The sequence below is a fragment of the Plantactinospora sp. B24E8 genome, assembly GCF_039871735.1.
Classification (GTDB): Bacteria; Actinomycetota; Actinomycetes; order Mycobacteriales; family Micromonosporaceae; genus Plantactinospora.
In genome coordinates this window covers 1-18,739 of sequence record NZ_JBDPMH010000012.1, presented here as the reverse complement: position 1 = coordinate 18,739, position 18,739 = coordinate 1, and the positions used below count along the sequence as shown (strand labels likewise).

The 18,739-nt window shown below is 71.6% G+C and carries 13 protein-coding genes; 3 read left to right on the top strand and 10 right to left on the bottom strand.

What is annotated here, in order from left to right; genetic code table 11:
- Positions 1 to 29: 29 nt before the first annotated feature.
- The 6 genes from ABGB21_RS18920 to ABGB21_RS18895 form a co-directional block, all read right to left on the bottom strand.
- Positions 30 to 1,181, bottom strand: coding sequence for a DUF58 domain-containing protein (locus ABGB21_RS18920; protein WP_347678759.1), 1,152 nt, complete (start codon positions 1,179 to 1,181; stop codon positions 30 to 32).
- A 13-nt stretch (positions 1,182 to 1,194) separates the two neighbouring features.
- The gene (locus tag ABGB21_RS18915; RefSeq protein ID WP_347678757.1) at positions 1,195 to 2,190 is read right to left on the bottom strand and encodes a MoxR family ATPase; all 996 of its coding nucleotides are present in this window, start codon (positions 2,188 to 2,190) and stop codon (positions 1,195 to 1,197) included.
- A gap of 33 nt (positions 2,191 to 2,223) precedes the next feature.
- Complete coding sequence (locus ABGB21_RS18910; protein ID WP_347678755.1) at positions 2,224 to 4,872, bottom strand: fibronectin type III domain-containing protein; 2,649 nt, start codon at positions 4,870 to 4,872, stop codon at positions 2,224 to 2,226.
- 268 nt (positions 4,873 to 5,140) lie between these two features.
- Positions 5,141 to 6,454 carry a tetratricopeptide repeat protein gene (locus ABGB21_RS18905; protein WP_347678753.1) on the bottom strand — a complete coding sequence of 438 codons (1,314 nt, stop codon included), beginning with the start codon at positions 6,452 to 6,454 and terminating at the stop codon, positions 5,141 to 5,143.
- A gap of 144 nt (positions 6,455 to 6,598) precedes the next feature.
- Positions 6,599 to 7,177 carry a hypothetical protein gene (locus ABGB21_RS18900; RefSeq protein WP_347678751.1) on the bottom strand — a complete coding sequence of 193 codons (579 nt, stop codon included), beginning with the start codon at positions 7,175 to 7,177 and terminating at the stop codon, positions 6,599 to 6,601.
- A gap of 360 nt (positions 7,178 to 7,537) precedes the next feature.
- Positions 7,538 to 7,807 (bottom strand): hypothetical protein, encoded by a 270-nt coding sequence (locus ABGB21_RS18895; protein WP_347678749.1) that lies wholly within the window; start codon positions 7,805 to 7,807, stop codon positions 7,538 to 7,540.
- Positions 7,808 to 8,090: 283 nt separating this feature from the next.
- Here ABGB21_RS18895 and ABGB21_RS18890 point away from each other — a divergent pair, with 283 nt between their 5' ends.
- On the top strand, positions 8,091 to 9,566 hold the full coding sequence (locus tag ABGB21_RS18890; protein WP_347678747.1) for a hypothetical protein: 1,476 nt from the start codon (positions 8,091 to 8,093) through the stop codon (positions 9,564 to 9,566).
- Positions 9,567 to 9,655: 89 nt separating this feature from the next.
- On the opposite strand, the gene ABGB21_RS18885 is transcribed toward ABGB21_RS18890, so the two are convergent.
- Genes ABGB21_RS18885 through ABGB21_RS18870 form a run of 4 tightly spaced genes read right to left on the bottom strand, consistent with a single transcriptional unit; the run spans position 9,656 to position 14,446 of the window.
- Entirely contained in the window at positions 9,656 to 10,357 is a 702-nt protein-coding gene (locus tag ABGB21_RS18885) for a hypothetical protein (RefSeq protein WP_347678745.1), read from the bottom strand.
- A complete protein-coding gene (locus tag ABGB21_RS18880; RefSeq protein ID WP_347678743.1) occupies positions 10,354 to 10,725 on the bottom strand; it encodes a hypothetical protein in 372 nt (123 codons plus the stop codon). The genes ABGB21_RS18885 and ABGB21_RS18880 overlap by 4 nt, the downstream gene beginning before the upstream one ends.
- The gene (locus ABGB21_RS18875) at positions 10,722 to 13,187 is read right to left on the bottom strand and encodes an AAA family ATPase (RefSeq protein WP_347678741.1); all 2,466 of its coding nucleotides are present in this window, start codon (positions 13,185 to 13,187) and stop codon (positions 10,722 to 10,724) included. The genes ABGB21_RS18880 and ABGB21_RS18875 overlap by 4 nt, the downstream gene beginning before the upstream one ends.
- A gap of 32 nt (positions 13,188 to 13,219) precedes the next feature.
- Positions 13,220 to 14,446, bottom strand: coding sequence for a DNA sulfur modification protein DndB (locus ABGB21_RS18870; protein ID WP_347678739.1), 1,227 nt, complete (start codon positions 14,444 to 14,446; stop codon positions 13,220 to 13,222).
- 222 nt (positions 14,447 to 14,668) lie between these two features.
- On the opposite strand from ABGB21_RS18870, the gene ABGB21_RS18865 reads away from it, so the two are divergent.
- Both ABGB21_RS18865 and ABGB21_RS18860 read left to right on the top strand, forming a co-directional pair.
- Positions 14,669 to 16,822, top strand: coding sequence for an N-6 DNA methylase (locus tag ABGB21_RS18865; RefSeq protein ID WP_347678737.1), 2,154 nt, complete (start codon positions 14,669 to 14,671; stop codon positions 16,820 to 16,822).
- The gene (locus ABGB21_RS18860) at positions 16,812 to 18,158 is read left to right on the top strand and encodes a hypothetical protein (RefSeq protein ID WP_347678735.1); all 1,347 of its coding nucleotides are present in this window, start codon (positions 16,812 to 16,814) and stop codon (positions 18,156 to 18,158) included. The genes ABGB21_RS18865 and ABGB21_RS18860 overlap by 11 nt, the downstream gene beginning before the upstream one ends.
- The last annotated feature ends 581 nt before the right edge of the window (positions 18,159 to 18,739 follow it).

Genomic DNA, 18,739 nt, shown 5'->3' with positions numbered 1-18,739 from the left:
CACCGGCACCGCCAGCCTCTTGAGGAACCTCACCACCGGCGGACCCCGTCCCACTCGGCGGCGAACTCCGCGCCGTCCGCCGCGTCGACCACCACCAGACCCGCCCCGCCGGCCGGCGTCGGCCCGTCGGCGCCGAAGACCCCGACGACCACCGACGGGTACGCCGACCGGAGCCCGTTCAGGTAGCCCAGGTCGGCGCGGCCCGCCGGCCCGGTGAGGAAGACCAGGGTGTCGCCGAGCCGCTCCTGACGCAGCCGGAGCGTGGCGGTACGCAGCGGGTCGTCGTCACCTCCCCGGGCGCCCGGGGTCAGTTGTGTGGCGGCGAGCCGGTCCAGGAACTCGCCACCGGGGTCGGCGCCGACCAGCAGCATCGTCACCGGCAGGTCCTCGCGGCGGGCGGCCACCACCACCGAGGCGGCGGCCTCGCAGACCGACTCGAACGTCTCGACCACCCCGTCGACCGGTCTCGGGTACGCCGCCGCCCGGTTGTCGAGCAGGACGACGATCCGGGGCAGGCTGGTGTCGAGTTGCTCCTTGACCATCAGCTCGCCGACCTTGGCACTGGTCCGCCAGTGCACCCGGCGAAGTTCGTCGCCGACGACGTACTCCCGCAACGAGTCGAAGGTGATCGAACCCTGGGGGACCTTGTCGACCCGGCCGTCCATGCTCCGGGACACCCCGGCCGGGGTGGCGGTCAGCGGGTGGATCCGGGGATGCACCCAGACCTGGGCGGTGCCGCCCTGCGAGCGGGCGACGGTGATCAGACCGAGCGCGTCCCGGCCGGTGATCCGCAGCGGCCCGACGGTGACCACCCCGCGCCGGTGGGTCGGCACCGGATAGCTGACCGTGGTGTCCCGGCCGGGCCGCAGCCGGAGCACCGGCACCGGTACCGGTCGGCTGCCGCAGCGGTCCTCGGCGACCAGGTTGGCCGAGCGGAGCCGGGCACTGTTCCGGATGGTGAGGGTCATGGTCGCCGGTTCGCCCCGGCCGACCCGGTCCGGGTCGGCGACCCGGGTCACGTCGAGCCGGGGCCGCCAGGCGGCGTTGCCGACCGCGCAGCCGACCGCGATGCCGGCGGTGGTGCCGAGCAGCGCGAGTTCCGGGTAGCCGAAACGGAACCCGACGAGCAGCAGGATGGCGGCGCCGGCGAGCAGACCGAAGCCGCGCGAGGTGATCGTCATGGTGCCCCGGCGGTCAGGTCTGCGCCGTGGCGAGCTGTCCGGACGGCAGCGGCACCGGTACCGACGCCACCGCCTCGTGCAGCACCTCGGTCGGGGTGACTCCGCGGACCTGGGCGTCGGGGGTGAGCAGGATCCGGTGGGCGAAGACCGGCTCGGCAAGCAGCTTGAGGTCCTCGGGCAGGATCCAGCCCCGGCCGTCGATCAGCGCGTAGGCGCAGGCGGCCCGGGTCAGCGCGATGACGCCCCGGGGGCTGACCCCGACCCGGACGTGCGGGTGGTTGCGGGTGGCGGCGGCGAGCCGGACCGCGTACGCGTAGAGCGGGTCGGCGATGTGCACCCGCTGCGCCATCCGGACCATCTCGCCGACGGTGGTGGTGTCGGTGACCGGCTCCAACGCCTCGGGGGAGCGGACGGTCGCACCGCGCAGCACCTCGATCTCCACCATCTCGTCCGGGTAGCCGACCGAGAGTTTCACCAGGAACCGGTCGAGCTGCGCCTCGGGGAGCCGGTACGTCCCGTCCATCTCGACCGGGTTCTGGGTGGCGACGACGAGGAACGGTCGGGGCACCGGGTGCCGGACCCCGTCGACGGTGACGTTGCGTTCCTCCATCACCTCCAACAGCGCGGACTGGGTCTTCGGCGAGGCCCGGTTGATCTCGTCGGCGATGACGATGTTGGCGAAGATCGGGCCGGGATGGAACTCGAAGGCCCGGTTCGCCTGGTTGAAGATGGTCACCCCGGAGACGTCGGCCGGGAGGAGGTCCGGGGTGAACTGGATGCGGCGCCACTGGCCGTGCACGGTGGCCGCGATCGCCCGGGCCAGGGTGGTCTTGCCGACCCCCGGTACGTCCTCCAGCAGCACGTGCCCCTGGGCGAAGAGCGCGGTCAGGGCGAGTCGGACCACGTGCGGCTTACCCAGCACCACCGAGTTGATGTTCTCGGCGATCCGGGCGGCCAGACTGGCGAAGCCCTGCACATGGTGCTGGGTAAGCGGCTCGTGGTGGTTCACGGTCGTGGTGCTCCTGACGTACGGGTGGCGCGGTCAGCAGGTCGGCAGGACGTTGATGTTGTCCCCGCCCTCCAGGTTCAGCCAGGCCCACGGGATGTAGTTCCGGCCCTCGTAGTTCACCTGGACCCACCAGGTACTGCGCTTGTCGTTGTTGTAGATGTAGGCGTAGACCTCTTCACCCGACTTCTTGCAGTACGCCCGCAGCCGGGTGCCGGGCTTCGCCCAGCCGACCTGCTTGTCGTTGTCCTGCTGGGTGCCGGAGAAGATCTCGTTGCCGTTGCGGCCGTCCCGGTCCCGGTCGCAGTACGTCGCGGTGTCGCCGTTCTGACCGTTCTTGCAGGTGGCGATCCCGTAGGCGATGGCGGTCCTCCGGTTGACGGCGGGTGTGGTGAAGGTGCCCGCCGCGTTGGTCGCGGTGACCGTCACGCTGTACGCCGTATCCGCGGTCAGGCCGGTGATCTGGGCGCTCTTGCAGTTGGGGGCGTTCACCCTGGGGCGGCCCGCCGCGGTGACCGAGCACTGCGGCGTACCGCTGTTGGCGGCCATGGTGAACTCGACCGTGATCGAGGTGGTGGTGGTGCCGCCACCGGTGACGGTGATGTTGGGCATACCCAGGGTCTGCGCGGTTTTGGTGGCGGCGGCACCCGGTCCGGCCTCGTTGACCGCCTGAACCCGGGCCGTGACGGGGGCGCCGTTGCCGAAGCCGTTCACCGTCGTCCCGGTCGCCGACCCGGGAACCTCGCTCTTCTGGCCGTTGGCGTCGACCAGGTATTTGGTGATCGGCCGACCGTTGTCGGCGGGGGTAGCCCAGGTCAGCCGGATGGCGCCCTTCGCGTCGGTAACCGTCGTGGCGTTGAGGTTGACCGGGGCCTCCGGGGTGGTGAACGGCACCACCGTGCCGCTGACCGGGGAGGCGGCCGAGCCGGCGCCCTTCTCGTTGATGGAGACGACGGTGAAGGCGTACTGGCTGCCGTAGGTGAGTTCACCGGCCGGGATGACCAGTTCGGTGCCGGTCGCCTCGCCGGCCGGTGCGTTCGCGCCGGCGGAGATGGCGGTGACCGCGTACTTGTTGATCTTGTAACCCTGGCCGTTCGCTTCCGGCCACTTCACCACCACCGTGCCGTCCGGCCGGGCCTCGGCGGTGACATTGGCCGGCGGGTCCGGCACCTCGGAGGTCGGCGTCACCGGGTTGCTCCGCCGGGCCGGGCCGGCACCCTTCGCGTTCACCGCGTGCACCGAGAACCGGTAGGTCTCGCCGTTGGTCAGGCCGGTGACCTCCAACGACCGCTGGTCGGCGCCGACCTGGAAGGTCTTCCCGGCGCCCTCGACGACGTACCGGGTGATCGCAGCGCCGTTCGCTGCCGCCGGACGCCAGCTCACCCGGGCCTGCGCGTTGCCGGCGGAGGCGGTCACCGCGCGCGGCGCGCCCGGCTTGCTGACCACCGGATCCTTCGGCGGCGGAGGCGGCGGCGGGGTCGGCGGCGGGTCGCCGCCGAGGATGTCGTTGGCGTACTTGTTGACGTCCTGGACCAGGTGGTGGTCGTCGATCACCTTGGCCCGGTCGGAGTTCGGCGCGTTGACGAAGAGGTGGTTCTCCCGGACCTCCAGCTCCAGCGGCCCGTTCGCGCCCGGCACCTCGATCGTCTCCAGCAGCTTGCCCGCCTCGTCGAACGAGTAGACCTTGCCGGTGCCCTGGTCGGCGCAGTAGAACCGGCCGGCCCAGGCGACCGCCGGGTCGAGCTGGGTCCCCTCACCGGGGACGGTGAACCGCTGCCCGACGGCGGCGTTGACACTGACCACGACGTTGCGGTCGTCGATCACCGTCACCGGGATCTGCTCGCCGGTGGTCCGCGTTGGCAGCTGACCCGGGCCGGTCAGCGGCAGCGTGACCGGTTGCGGCGCGGCCTCGCCGGCCAGCGTGGTGAGGGTGTTGGTGGTCCGGTCCAGCACGGCGATGCCGTCGTCGAGGGTTGAGACCTTCAGGTCGTGGCTCGGCTCGGCGACCGCCTCGCTGCGGATCTGCTTCGGGCTGATCCCGCCGGCGGAGCCGCCGCCGCCCTGGACGGCGTTGGCGTTGGCGTTCTCGGACAGCTCCGCAGGGGTGATCGCGGAGACGGTGCCCTGACTCGGCACGGCGACCCAGAGCTTGCCGGTGCCGTCGAAGGCGCCGCCGGTGATCCCCGGCGGATAGTTGATCTGCTCACCGACCGGGGTGAGCGACCGCGGGTCGAGCTGTCGGACGATGCCCTGCACCGCGTCGACGACAAACGCGGAGTTCTCGTGCAGGGCGATGTTGACGCCGATCCCGGCGGTGCTCTTCGTGGTGGCCATGACCTGCAGGGTGGCGAGGTCGAGCGAGCTGATCGTGCCGGTGTTCAGGTCCCGCAGGATGAGCAGCCGGTCGGTCTGGACGACCTGCATCTGGTGGCCACGGCCGTCCGGCACCTGCATCCGGGTGTCGACCCGGCCGGTCACCCCGTTGACCCGGGCCAGCTCGCTCTTGGCCGCGCTCCACAGCCAGGAGCTGGCGTCGTAACCCGCCACCGCGTTGTCCGCCGCGCCCAGACCGAGCACGGTCAGCCCCATCGCGGCGGCGAGCGCCGACACGGTGGCGACGGTGACGAGTCCGCCCCGGAGTCGGCGGGACCGCCGACGCGCGGTGGGACCGCCGGGCGCGACCACGGCCGCCCCTCCGGCATTGCCGTCACTGCCTGTGAAGCCGTTGCCTGTGGTGACCACAGCCGGCTGACCTCCCCATCGTGGCGGTGCTGTCTCCGACCGCCCTCGTCAGCGAATCTCCCCGAAACCGGGTGCCATCATATGGCCCGCCCTCTTCGGCCGGGTACCCGGAACGTGCCGTTGTGGACAGAGCCCGCGCGAATTGTGGACTGGCCTTCCCGTCACGGTTGTTTGGGCAGGTCAGCGACGTAAAGCTGGTGTCGAATCGTGATCAGTTCGGGCTTGCGCCGGTGCCCCGGGTGGTACACACGAGATCCGACGGGGCGAATTCACTCGTCGAATACACCGCGAGCACGGTGAAGCAGTATTCGAGTCGGGGATTCAGCGCGTTCACCGTGAAACTCGTCGGATCGCCGGCACTGACCCGCCCCATCGCCTGCGCCTCCTTGTTGCGCTGCGCGCCGGTGACCAGGAACGGCACCGTGCCACCGCTGGGGTCCGCCCAGGTGATCGTGATCGCGGTCCCCTCGTCGAGCAGTTTCACCTCGGTCGGCGGTTCGCCGGAGATGACCACGCCACCGGGATCGTCCTGGGTGGTCGGGGGTGGCGGGGCGTCCTTGTCGGCCACCACGGCGACCACCACCACGATCGCGGCGATCACCGCGGCGGCCGCCGCGACCGCCGCCGCCACCGTCGAGCCCCGGCCCGACGACCGTGGTGCCGGTTCCGCGACGGGCGTCGGGGCCGGGACCGGCGCCGGCATCGTGACCACCGGGTACGTCTCCGGCTGCGCCGCCGACTGCGCCGAGTACGGCGGGTACGTCGCCGGCTCGTAACCGGGTCCGGTGGCGCGGACCGCCGGCGAACCCGTGGACGGGTACGGCGTACCGCTGGTCGGGAACCCCGCCCCGCTCGACGGGTACGGCGCGGCACTGGCCGGCGACGACGAGACCGGCATACCCACCGGCGCCGAGACGGGGTTCGGGGCGTGCGGCGCCGAGACGGGGTTCGGCGCGTGCGGTGCCGAAATGGGCTGTGGCGGTGCCACCGGCCCTGGCTGGGCGACCGGCGCCGGCGGGACCGCTGCCGGCTGGACCGGCGGTGGTGGGGCCGACGGCAGGCCGGACGAGGGCATCTCCGGGGACGCGCCGGTCGAGGGCGGCTCACCGAGATAGTCCCGGGCCGCCCGGACCTGCCAGTGGTCGACGCCGAGCACCCCCGGACCGATCGTCGCGATCCGGGTGAAGTTGCGCCGTGCCTCGTGCCGGTTGCCGAGTTCCTCGGCGACCGCACCGAGTTCGAAGGAGAGGGCGAGCATCAACGGGTCGGCATCGCCCCAGCGGTGCTGGCCGTCGGTCAGCGCCTCCTCCAGGGTTCGCCGGGCGGCTGCCGGATCGTCTGCCTGACGGTGCCACTGGGCCAGCAGGAGTGCGGTGGAGAGCACCTCGGGGTGGTCGTTGCCGTACGCGGGGCGGGCCGCGTCGAGGGCCTGGCCGAGGAGTCGGCGGGCGCCCGCGAGGTCGCCGGCGCCGTGCTGCGCCCGGGCGCGGTCCTGGACGGCGGCGAGCTGAGGAGGCTGGGACACGCCCGTCATGCTGCCCTCTGCCGGGGGTGCCGCGCCAGCCGGGTCTCAGGGCGGTGCGGTGTCAACTCGTACCGGCCGGGTCCGGGCGCGTTCCCGCGAGGCGGGACGCGCCCGGCATACCGGTGCGGGGTGGACGGCGTCAGGTCAGCGGGACTGTAGCGCGTCGAGGGCGACGGCCATCGCGATGACCAGGCGGCGGTCGAGCTGCGGCTGGTGGATGGTGACGACGTACCGGTCGCGCAGGCCCCACTTCTTCACGACCTCGAACGCCGGCTGGCCGTTGCTGGTGAAGTCGAAGTGGTACGGCAGCCAGGAGAGTCCTTCGACGAACCGGCGCAGCAGCGCGACGGGCATGCTGCGCTCCTGGCCGGTGGCCTGGCCGAGGCCGGGCTGCTCGACGTGCCAGGTGGAGCGGAGCAGGGACGCCTTGAAGTCCTTGCGGAACAGGCCGATCGGGCTGCCGGCGGCGTCGGTGACGTCGTACGTCGCGCCGAGGTCGATCACCGCACGGGCCTTGAAGCCGAGGACCGGCGTCTGCTTGGTGTCGTCGGTGTAGAGGGTCACCTGTTCCTTGAACGCCATCCGCTTCTGCTGGGCGAAGGCGAGCAGCCCGCCCTCGGAACCGTCCGGGTTGACGCTGTGGACCTCGTACTGGTTGACCATCAGCCGGATCCGCTGCCGGATGTGGAACTGGCTCTGGGCCTGGAGCACGTCAGGTTGCATGTTCGGGGGTTTCCTTCTGTGTCTGCGGCCTGCCCACGTCGTTCCACCGCCGGGCGCGGCCTCGAGATGTCGTCCGTTGACGCAGCTAGGGAGTCTTGCACAGCCGTGCGACAGCGGAGGTACCCGACGGCTCGGAGTTTCTCGACAGGTGGCGACGAACCGGACGACGTCCGGTATTCCGCGTCCACCGGACCGGCAGAGTGCCCCAAGAAGGATATGTGCTGTTCAGGGTGAACTTCCGGTTCCGCCGACCCGCCCCGGAGTGGTCACGGTGCCGCCCCGGCCCGGTCGTCCACGCTTCGACGGTGGGCGACCGGGCCGGGGATCGCGTCGGCGACACGTCGGTCAGGGGTGGACCGGTCAGGGGTAGACGTAGAGCGCCCAGTACATCTGCGGGTCGTTCGGGTACCAGTAGGGCGAGCAGCTGTACGAGTTGAACTGCGGGCCCGACACGAGACTCTCGCCGAAGTACCGGCACGCCTCGACGGTGTAGTAGGTGCCGAAATGGAACGAGGTGCCGACGGTCGGCTTGCCGCTCGTCTGGGCCGCCGCCTGCGCCGGCGCGCCGGCGCCGACCAGCATCGCTCCGGTCGCGAGCGCGAGCGCGGCCATCATCCGTACCCTACGCATGCCGCCTCCATGGAGATCGGGTGGACATCACCAGAGCAAGATAGACGATCATAGATGTGATGGGGTCGTCCGGGTTCTGGGGTTGTCGCCATCCGCGCAACACGTCGAGGTGGTCGGATCTGCCGAACCGGGGCTCTCCCGGGTAAATGTCAGACACCGGGTCATCTGCCGGTCAGCGTCCGCGCTGACTCCGGTTGGTGACGCCGCTTCGGAGGAGCGGACCGCGAGCGGACCCGGTCACGTGTGTAGCTGCCGGCTTGAACGGCCAGCCTACGATCCGCCCATGTGGCGAGGCGAGATCGACGGAGTCACCGTCCTCCGGGAGGACCTGCCGGGTGTGCCGGCCGCGACACTGACCTTCGGCTGCGGCGCCCGGGACGAGGAACTCGACACCACCGGCCTGACTCATCTGGTGCAGGCGCTGGTCGGACGGGCCGAACCCGACCGGGCCGACAGGTCCACGGAAGGCACCTCCGTCGTCGACACGTCGTTCACCGCGGCCGGGTCTCCGGAGCAGATCGCGGAGCATTTCGCCGCCGTCTGCGCCGCCGTCAGCGACCTTCCGGGCGAGGATCTGGTCGACGCGGTCGCCGACGCCGACCCGGAGGACCGGTACCTCCCGGATGTCGAGGACCTGCGGGATCCGTGGGGTTCGCTGCTCGCCCGACGGTTCGGACCGTCCGGCCCCGGCCTGGCCCGCTGGCCCGTCGTGGACTACCGACTTTTCACCGCCGACGAGATCCGCCGGCACGTGACGACGTACTTCACCGGCGGAAACGCCGTGCTGGCCACGACCGCCGCGATACCGGCGGACCTCCGCCTCCCACTACCGCCGGGCCCGCGCGTCAGTCACCCCACGCCGCCGGTCAGACACCAGACCGGACCCATCTGGTACGCCGACGAGGTGCACGGACCGGGCCTGTCGTTCGGTGCCGAACCCGGCGCGGCGGTGGTCCTGCTGCTGCGGGTGCTGATGACGCTGGTGCAGGCGGCCCTGGACCGGGCCGGACTCGCCCTCACGGCGTATCCCGTGTTCCTGGCCGTCGACAGCACCCGGCACGAGTTCGGGCTGACGGTGAGCCCGAAGGGTGGCAGGGTCCGGGATTCCGATTCGACGGCCGCGGCCGGGCTGCTCTGGACCGAGCTGCTCCGGCTGGTCCGTGACGGACCCGAGCAGGCCGAGCTGGACCACGAGACGCGGGAGGAGCCCAACACGGCCCTACCGGAGGCCCTGCGGGCCAGGCTGGCGTCGGTGGAGTGGCTACGGTCGGTCGCCGAACTCGAGCCCGCGACCGGGCGGGAGCTGTTCGGTACGGCCGACAACCACATCCCGGACGCTCGGGCCGAACTTCGCGGCCTCACCCCGGCGGCGGCGCGGGACCTGATGTCCGGCTGGCTGTCGACCGCGACGATCGTCGTACCGTCCGGGGCGAGGCCGAGCCTGTCGGGCTGCACCGAGGACCCCTGTCCCCGTACCCGCCACGTGCCCTCGGGTGAGGTGCTCCGACCGCCGTTGCTGAAGCGGCGCCGCAACCGGGGAACGCTGGTCATCGGCATGGACCGCATTTCCACAGTCGACGGAGAGGGCGACGTGCACACCGTGCCGCTCTCTGACGCCTTGGTGGCCGAGCGCAACGGCGCGCTCTGGCTTGCCCACACCGGCCACGGATGCCTCACCGACATCTCCGACTTCGCCGGCGCCGCCGACAAGCTCCGCTCCCTGCTGCCGCCACGTCGGTTCCGCCGCGTCTTCGGATAGCCTGCCGTCCCGATTCCGAGAGATTCCCGAACGCGGAGTCTGGTCGTCGTGGGAACGACGATCCGGCTCCATGATCTGGAGTCCCGGACTCAGAGGATCCGGATGCTGTCGATCCGGAGCAGCGGCACCGTCGTGTTGCCGCCGACCTGGGTGTCGTACGAGAAGGAGCCGAGAACGGTCACGTTCGCCCGGAACTCGTCGTCGTCCACCACGTTGCGCAACTGTCGGGTTGTGCCGGTGAGCAGGGTGTTGGTCTCGTAGTCCCAGTCGTCGGCCATGTTCTTCGGCCCGACGTCGGCCCGGAAGGTGTCGTCGCCGGTCGCCGCGTCGAACTGGGTCACCACCCCGTACACCAGGTAGGTCCTGCCGACGTACGAGTCGGGGTCCTTCGCCAGCTGTTTCCACTGCCGGGCGCTGAGCGTCCGGTACGTCGGCCGCGCGCTCGGCTTCGACGTCGTCGGGGTGGCGGCCGGGGTGGCAGTGGCCGTCGGCGTACCGGTCGGGGTCGCGGCGGCGGTGGTGGCCGCCGGGGTGCTCACGATGCCACCGGCGACCTCGGTCCGCCCGGCGTTTCCGCTGCTCCCGATGCCGATCCCGAGGACGATGCCGCCGCCGACCAGGACCAGGCCGCTGACGATGCCGGCGATCCACGGCACCGGGCCGCGGGCGCTGGGCCGGGTCGGGGGTGTCGACAGCCGCTCGATGTGCAGCAGCGGCGGCGGCTCGGAACCGCCCGGGCTCACCGGTACGCCGTCACCGGCCGTCGGCGGGATGGGCGGTTGCGGGTTCATGGCTGCACCTCCGTGCGGTTGTCGAGGCGGTCGAGCAGGCGGGTCACGTCCCGGTGCCAGTTGTCGAGTTCGGCGATCGTCGGCGCCAGCTCGTACGTGTGGTGGTGCATCGCCCGGGACAGTCCGTACCACGCGGCCCGGGCGGTGCGGGCGGTTTCGGCGTCGAGCAGGCTCGACAGCACGATCAGCTGCTGCCGCATCCGGCAGCCGAGCACCGACGGGGCCTGCCGCTGCCAGAACCCGCGCAGTCCGTGTTCGAGGGCGATCCGGGTGAGGCAGGCGCTGCCACGCTGCCAGCAGCGACGGGTGCTCGGGGTCGGTGCGGTCATCAGCCGCGCGGCGGCGTCGAGGAACAGCTGTGGGGTCACGGCAGGGCCAGCCTCTCTACCACCGGGCCGGCCTGGTCGACCAGCCGGACCAGGTCGACGCCGGTGCCACCACCGTGTGCGCAGCTGTTGGCGTCCCGGACCACGTGCGGGGCGGCGGGGTGCAGCCGGCGCAGTGGTTCACCGAGTTCACCGACCCGCTTCGGGTCGCCGAGCAGGGCCAGGGCGAGGATCGCCCGCAGCCCCTGCACCGCGTCGAGGGCGGCCTCGGTCTTGGCGATCGGCCGGCCCACCCGGAAGTCGCGGGCCCGGACCCGCTCGTGGCAGGCGTACTCGATGGCGTCGCGAACCAGGTTGCCGACCACCGGCACCTTGACCTCGGCGGCCATCTCCTCGTCACATGCGATGGTCTTCGCGTCGGCGAGGTAGCGCAGCGCCGGGTTGCCGCCCTCGCCGCCGACCGTCACCTGGGAGCGGGCCAGCCGGCTGACGGTGAGGACCCGGGCATGGAGGTCCAGGTGGCGTACGGCGGCCGGGAGCCGGTCGTCGTGGGTGAAGACGATCACCTGCCGGTGTTCGGCGACCCGGGCCAGCACCTGGGCGAGTCCGTACACCTTGACCGGGTCCATGGACTGGACCGGGTCGTCGATGACGAGGAACCGGAACGGGCTCTCCGGCATCGTGGCCCGGGGCAGGAACAGGGCGAGTGCGAGGGAGTGCAGTTCACCCTGGCTCATCACCCCGAGCGCCGCTCCCGGCACCCCGTCGACGCTCACCCTCAGGTCGACCCGTCGGCTGGGGCCGGCACCGGCCAACCGGATGCCGCCGAGGTCGACGTTGCTCTCCTGACGCAGCGTGTTCCAGATCCCGGTCGCCTCGGCGGCGACCGGGGCCAGCTTCTGGTTGCGGATCTCGTCGGCGACCTGCTGCAGCCAGGTGACCGCCTTGCGCAGCGCGGCGTACATCCGGGCCGCCTGCCGGCCGGCCTGCTCGCTCTCGACCCAGGCGCGGAGCTGGTCGGCGACCGGCTGCCAGGCCTGCCGGCGGCGCCGCAGCGCCTCCCGGGCGGCGGCCTGGACCGGTTCCAGCGCCGCGCGCAGCGCCAGGTAGCCGGCCGGCGCGGTCTCGGCGACCTTGACCGGGTCGTCGGCGGCTGCCAGCTCCGTCCACTGCTGCCAGGCCAGGCGTACGTCGCCGGTGGTGACCCCGTCGGCGGTGAGGTCGGCCGCGAGGGCGGCCGGCTGCGGCGGTACGAGTTCCCGTAGCGCCCGTCGGCTCTCGGCGACGGTCCGGTGTGCCGCCTCCAGCTCCTCGGCCTCCCGGGTGAGCCGGTCCAGTTCCCGCTGAGCCCGATCGGCCCACGCCCGGTCCAGGGTGCGACCCCCGCACACCGGACAGGGCTGGTCGGGATGCTCGTGGTGGTGCCGGAGTGCGTCGCGGAGCAACCCGGCGACCGCCCGGGACGTCTCGGCCGGGGTGGCGGCGAGTGCCTCGATCCGGGTCAGCGCGGTCCGGAGCCGGTCGACGAGCCCATTGACCTCGTCCGCGCTGGGAAGTTCCAGCAGGTCGAGTTGGCGCAGCGGGACGATCGTTTCGCGGTCGTCGTCGACGCTGTCCACAGTGGCCAGTGCGGTGAGCTGGTCGAGGTCGGCGACCCTGCCGGCGAGTGCCGCCTCGGCCTGCCGGGCCCGTTCGTCGTCGAGACCGGCCAGGGCGGTACGGAGTGCGGGCAGGGTCTCGGCGGGCAGCTTCCGGAGTTGGTCCATCTCGCGGCGGGCGGTCTTGAGCATGGTTTCGACCTCGACGATTCGGCCGAGTCCGAGGATGCGGTGCAGGGAGTCGTACATCTCGCTGGGGCGGCCGCTGAGCAGGCCGCCGAGTTCGGCGTACGAGAGGAAGGGGCGGTACAGCTCCAGTGGGGCGGACCAGCCGAGGGCGGCGACGGACTGTCGGGGCTCGCCGGCGAGCTGGAAGAACGCCGTACCGTCGGCGAGGCCGTCCTCGGGCTGCCAGTGGTGTTCGACGGTGGCGCCGTTGCGGTGGCCGTCGACGCCGAGCCGGACCCGGATGCTCGGGTTCTGTCCGGCGTGCAGGTTGCGCCAGCCGTCCTGCCAGATGCTGCTGCGGCCGGACCAGCGCTTGTTGTCGCCGGTGAGGGCGTACTCGGCGGCTTCGGCGAAGCTGGACTTCCCGGAGCCGTTGCGGCCGGTGACGATGGTCAGCCCTGGTTCGGGTTTGAGGTTTAGGGTGGCGGTGGGGCCGATGCCCCGGAAGCCGGTCACCTCGATGCTGGTCAGGTAGGTGCCGATCGGTTCGGCGGCTTTGGATGCCTCGTCCGATGTGGTCGGTGGCGGGGTGGGCGGGTTGCCGCCGAGCGCCTGCTGGAACTCGTCCTCGCCGAGCAGGGCGGCGAGGACCAGGGTGGCGGCGTTCTCGGGCAGGTCGGCGCGGTCGAGGTGGTCGGCCAGGAGCTGGTCGACGGTTTCCGGTTCTGGGGTCGGCACGGCGTACCTCCGGATTCGGATGGGGTGCGGGACTACCGGCCGCGGATCTTGCGACCGCTCTCGGTGTCGGGGTAGAGGACGGCGTCGGCAACCCGACCGCCGGAGTCCTTGGCGCCTCCGCCGAAGTTGAGCGTTCCGGCGGCGTTGGCGCTGGCGGCGATGCCGTCCCAGTACTGGGCTTCGCGCTCCCAGCGGATGTCGGCGAGCAGGTTGAGCAGGTCGTCGTCGGTCAGCGGGCCGCCCGAGGAGGACCAGCCGGTGGCGTGGTGCGCCGCGATGCCGAGGCCGGCCAGGACCGCCGGGGCGGAGACGGCAGACCGGGCGGCGAGCTGGGGGAAGAGGTGACCGAGCAGCGTGGAGAGCAGCGGTACGACCCGTCGCTCGACCTGCTCCGGCGACGTTCCCTCCGGCAGGTCGGCGGTGCGGAGGGTGGCGGAGGAGCGACCGAGGCCGGCCCGTCCGAAGATGGTGGTGACCACCAGGACCCGAAGCGCGGAGAGGGTGATCAACTCCGGATCGGTCCGGGTGAGCTGGCGCTTGCGGGCCTGGACGAGCCGGCTGAGGGGGACGAGTCGACCCTCGTGTTCGACCTTGACCGAGTCGGCGATCCGGTGGGCGAGTTGGGTGCCGAAGTCGCGCTGGTCCATGGACATGGCGAGGTTCTTGGCCACCGGGACGCCTTCGACGTTGCGGTCGTAGAAGATCTGCCGGGCGTCCTCGACGGCAAGTCCCCAGTAGAGCTCGAACGGCAGCCGGACCGCGCCGAGGGCCGAGTAGGTGAGGTCGAAACGCTCCGGGTCGTCGTACAGCTCGTGCAGGGCGGTCACCTGGGTCTCGCCGTCGATCGCCACGACCGGCGAGTTGGCCAGCAGGGTGATCCGCCGGATGCCGCTGCCCGGGACGAGTTCCTCGCTGACCGCGCCCGGCTCGTCGGCGAGCCAGAGGGTGATCGGCGGCGTCGACCAGCCGGATCCGAAGTCGCCGGAGATGCCGGCGGCGATGTAGCGGGCGTACGCCTCGACGTTGCGCCCCTTCTGGGTGGCCTTGAGGGTGCGCTGGACCAGGCTACGGATCTCGGCGTGTCGGCGCATCGCGCCGGGGGTGTACCGCATGGCCCGCCGGTCCTCCTCCAGCTTCGGCGACGGTACGAGCTGAAGCAGCGCGGGCAGCCCGACCGTGCCGACCACGGCATCGGTGCGGAACGGGATGACGGTCAGTTGGATGCCCTCGACGGCGGCCGTGGGCAGGGTGATGGACACGAGGGAACTCCTTCGGAAGGCCAACTGGTGCGGGAGGGGGAGCCGGCGATCTGACGGCAGGCAGGGGGAGCGGTACCGGCGGCGTGACCGGCGACCGTTGAAAGCTCATCCAGGACACCATGCCGTGAAAGCGTTGTCAAACGCGTTTAAGCGCTTTAGGGTTGTCGGTGTACGGTGATCACCGCAGTACCGCTGTCCGAGCCGAACCGACAGGACGTGTTGATGCCGAAGTCCAGTGCGCTGGTGACCGCCGCCGAGATCTCCCGGCTGGCCGGCGTCACCCGGGCCACGGTCAGCAACTGGCGGCGCCGACACCCCGACTTCCCGGCCCCGACCGGCGGCACCGAGGCGAGCCCGGCGTACGACCTTGCGGCGGTCCGGAGCTGGCTCTCCGGCCGGGGACAGCTGCCGACCGACTCGGCGGCAGACGAGTTGCGGGTGGCGCTGCGGGCTGCCGACGACCACGGTCACCAGCTGCCGCTGCGACTGCTGCCGCTGGTCCTCGCCGTGTCCCGACTCCCCGACGACCAGGTCGACGCCCTGGCCGAGCTGTCCGATGTCCGACTCGGCACCCGGGCCACCGAACTGGCCCGGTCGGCCGCCGACGAACTGCCCGGCACCGACGACGTTCCCGCCTTCCGAGCCGACCGGGCCGACCTGCTCCGCGCGCTGCTGACCTGTGTACGACGGGACGGGGCGACCGTCGCCGCCGAGGTGCTCGCCGACCACGACACCGAGGTGACCGGAGCCAGCGGCGGCTACCACACCCCGGCACCACTGGCCGAGCTGATGGCGGCACTGGTCGCCGAGCCGGGGTCGTCGTACCCGCTCAGGGTTTTCGACCCGGCGTGCGGAGCCGGAAGTCTGCTGGTCGCCGCCCTCGGCCTCGGAGCCCGGGAACTGTCCGGGCAGGATCTGGTGACGGTCCAGGCGGCGCTGGCCGGCGTACGCCTGCGGGTGCTGGACCCGTCCGCCACCTCCCGCCTGGCGGCCGGCGACAGCCTGCGGGCCGACGCCTTTCCGCAGTTGACCGCCGACGCCGCGCTCTGCGTACCCCCGTACGGTGACCGGGACTGGGGGCACGCGGAGCTGGCCGGCGACCCGCGCTGGCTGTTCGGGCTGCCGCCACGGAGCGAATCGGAACTCGCCTGGGCGCAGCACTGCCTGGCCCACGTCAAACCCGGCGGGCCGGCGGTGCTGCTGATGCCACCGGCCACCGCCGAACGCTCCGCCGGCCGCCGGCTGCGGGCCGAACTGCTCCGCAAGGGTGCGCTGCGGGCGGTCGTGGCGCTGCCGGCCGGGGCCGCCACCCCGCTGCACGTCGGGCTGCAACTCTGGCTGCTGTGCCGCCCCGACCCGGCGGAGTCGGCACCCCGAACGGTGCTCTTCGTCGACCCGGTCGAGCCGGCGTCGCCGCCGCTGGCCCGGAGCGCGTCGAGCGTCGCCCGGGCCACGTCATCCCCGCTCCGGGCCGCGTCGAGCCGAAGCGGATCGACCTCGGCCGGTGGCGGGTCGACAGGTGGCCGGTCCGGGATCGACTGGCCGAGCCTGCGGGAGACCGTGCTCGACGTGTGGCAGCGTTGGCGCGCGGACCCGGAGACGTTCGACGGCGTACCCGGGATCGCCCGGGCCGTCCCGGTCATCGACCTGCTCGACGAGACCGTCGACCTGACCCCGGCCCGACACGTCCGGACCGCGCCGGCCGCCGCCGCGCCGAAGGAACTGGCCGAGACCGGGTCCGCGCTGCTGGCGCGGCTGCGCGCGACGGCGGCGGAGCTGACCGCGCTGACCGGCGGCGACGGCTGGTCGCCGGCGGGGGAGGAGCGGCAGCCCTGGCGCAGCGCCACCGTCGCCGACCTGCTGCGCGGCAACGCGCTCACCCTGCTGCGCGCCCCGGCGACGACCCGGGGTCTCGACGACGCCGCCACCGACCCGGAGCTGACCGTCCAGGCCGGCGACGTCCTGCTGCCCGAGCTGCTCCGGGGCGGGATGTCGTCCGGTGCCGGTGCCGGGGCGTCGGCCTGGGTCGCCGACGACCGGGACGCCGGTACGCCGCTCGGCCGGCACCTGATCCTGCTGCGGCCGGATCCGGAGCGGCTCGACCCGTGGTTCCTTGCCGGCTTCCTCGGCGCCGACGAGAACGTGCGGTCGGCGGCGACCGGCAGCACCATCGTCCGACTCGACCCGCGTCGGCTTCGTGTCCCGCTGCTACCGCTTGTGGAACAGCGGCGGTACGGTCGGGCCTTCCAGCACCTGCACGACCTGCGGGCCGCCGCGGAACTCGCGGGGCGGCTCGCCGACGAGTCGGCCCGTACCCTCGGGGCCGGCCTCACCGGCGGCGCCCTGCTGCCGCCGGAACCTCGCGATGCCTCCTGACCCTGACACCGCGTCGCGGCAGTCCGCCGTACAGATGTCCCGGGCGATCAAGCGCTACCTGGACGACCGCGACTACCCGGACCTGGGCGTACTCGTCGCCTTCTCCGGCACCCTCAGCTACGACGGCGAGGAGACTACCGAGTCGAAGGAGAACGGCGGCCTGCCGGAGACCGCGCTGCCGAAGGCGTTCGCCTACACCCGGGCCGACGACAGGACCGCCCGCGCCGGCACCGCCGCCGGCCAGCGCGAATACCGGATCCTGGTGGTCGCGGAGAAATACCAGACCGGCTTTGACCAGCCGCTGTTGACCACGATGTACGTCAACAAGAAGCTCGCCGGCATCTCCGCGGTGCAGACCCTGTCCCGGCTCAACCGGACCGCCGAGCGGAAGAGCCAGGGCGATCTGGCGGTGCTGGACTTCGTCAACGACGCCGAGGAGATCAAGGAGGCGTTCCGGCCGTACTTCGAGGAAGCCGAAACCCTGCCCTCGGACCCGAACCTGCTCTACACGGCGCAGAGCCGGGTGATGTCCCCGCCGCTGCTGGTGGAGGCGGAGATGCAGGCGTTTGTCGAGGCATACCTGGCGGCCGAGGAACAGGCGGCCGGCAACGCGGCAAAATGGGCGAAGTTGCACGCCGAGCTGTACCGGCACCTCGAACCGGCGGTGCAGCGGTTCGCCGCACTGCTCGATGCTGAGGACGAAGAAGATCGGGAGACGGCCGAGAACTTCCGAGCCGACCTCAACGACTACGTCCGCAAGTACGGCTTCCTCGCCCAGATCGTCCCGTACACCGACGCCGAGCTGGAGCGGCTCTACCTCTACGGCCGGCACCTGCTCAACAGGTTGCCGCGACGGAACGACGGCGGTGTGGACATCGGCGAGGTCGACCTCAGCCACCTGCGGGTGGAGAAGACCGGCGAACACGACGTCAGCCTCAACCCCGAAGGACCGGCCGAGATGAAGGGCTTCGGCGACGGTGCCGGCGGCGCGAAGCAGCCGGACAAGGACCTGCTCTCCGAGCTGATCGAACGCTTCAACGAGAAGTACGGCACCAGTTTCACCGACGAGGACGTGGTCAAGCCGTTCAACGAGGCGGTCGCCGACCCGAAGGTACGCCAGGCCGCGGTCGCCAACGACGAGGAGAACTTCGGTCACGTCTTCGAGCCGGTCTTCGAGGAGAAGATGATGGACCACTTCGACTCGACGGCTGACCTGGGCCGCCGCTACTTCGGCTCGCAACAGGATTTCCGCAGCTCACTCAACCGCAGCGCCCGTCGGGCGGCGTGGCGCCTGATCCGTCGCCAGGAGGGCGTACTCGCCGACGAAGCCGCCTGACAGCCGCCGGTGTGGCACGTGGGCCTGGAACTGAATGAGTGGTGGAGGCGAGTGCGGTGAGTGATTCCGACTTCGAGAAGATGACCAAGGATGAGGTGCTTGCCTGGTTAGACGTGACGTAAGACGTCTCGCCGCCGCCTTGGCTGGCGATGACTCCAGCCGCCGAACCCGTGAAGCGGGCCACGCCGCCTGACGCACCGATGATGCTGGCGAGTTCCAGACTGCCGGTCAACATGGTCGAGCTCGACAACCTTGCCGAGGTTCAAGGAGTACGGCGCTCCGACATCCGCCGCGAGGCACTGGCGTCATATCTCACCGAACGCATCTTGCCAGTGGATCGTGACGAGGCGAAACCCCCGGAATGTGCCAGACCTCTACTGTCGCGCGGCGAGCCGCTTCGCGCGACCATACGCAACCGGAACTGGAATCAGGGGTGTGCGGGGGACGTCTCAGCGTGACTGATCAGGTGGTGGTTACGGCGGTGGGTAGCCAGGGACGGCCGGCGGCGAGTTCGGTGAGGGCGTTGATGATGTTGCGGCCGTGTGCGGTGGCGGTGGCGAGGTAGGAGCGGATCAGCGCGA